The organism is Tepidiphilus sp. J10, assembly GCF_006980785.1.
Classification (GTDB): domain Bacteria; phylum Pseudomonadota; class Gammaproteobacteria; order Burkholderiales; family Rhodocyclaceae; genus Tepidiphilus; species Tepidiphilus olei.
The window spans coordinates 1-732 of the sequence record NZ_SBHP01000020.1 but is presented as its reverse complement, the minus strand read 5'-3'; the positions used below and the strand labels follow the sequence as shown (position 1 = coordinate 732).

Below are 732 nucleotides of genomic sequence, written 5' to 3'. Positions count from 1 at the left end.
GGGTATCCCTGGCTGAATCCATAGGCCAGAGGAGGCGAACCCGGCGAACTGAACCATCTCAGTAGCCGGAGGAAAAGAAATCAACCGAGATTCCCCAAGTAGTGGCGAGCGAACGGGGAGCAGCCTGCACGACCAACCCAACGGCTCAGCAGAACGGCTCTGGAAAGGCCGGCCATAGCGGGTGATAGCCCCGTATGCGAAAAGCCGTCGGGGGGTCTAAGCGTGCGAGAAGTAGGGCGGGGCACGAGAAACCCTGTCCGAAGATGGGGGGACCATCCTCCAAGGCTAAATACTCGTGATCGACCGATAGTGAACCAGTACCGTGAGGGAAAGGCGAAAAGAACCCCGGCGAGGGGAGTGAAATAGAACCTGAAACCGCATGCATACAAACAGTGGGAGCCCCTCCTTTAACGGCCTTCGGGGCTTTGACGCCGGCGCGTTGCGACGGCGGCAAAAGTTCGAAGGAAGAAGTGAAATGGACCTCTAGCGTCCTGAGGGCGAGAGGGCCGTTAGAGGAGGGGTGACTGCGTACCTTTTGTATAATGGGTCAGCGACTTACGTTGCGTGGCGAGCTTAACCGAATAGGGGAGGCGAAGCGAAAGCGAGTCCGAATAGGGCGAGGAAGTCGCGCGGCGTAGACCCGAAACCGGGTGATCTATCCATGGCCAGGGTGAAGGCACCCTAACCGGTGCTGGAGGCCCGAACCCACTACTGTTGCAAAAGTAGGGGATG

The 732-nt window shown here is 58.6% G+C and carries 1 rRNA gene; it reads left to right on the top strand.

Annotated elements, in window-relative coordinates:
- A 23S ribosomal RNA gene (locus EPD81_RS10575) occupies positions 1-732 on the top strand; the annotation flags it as partial.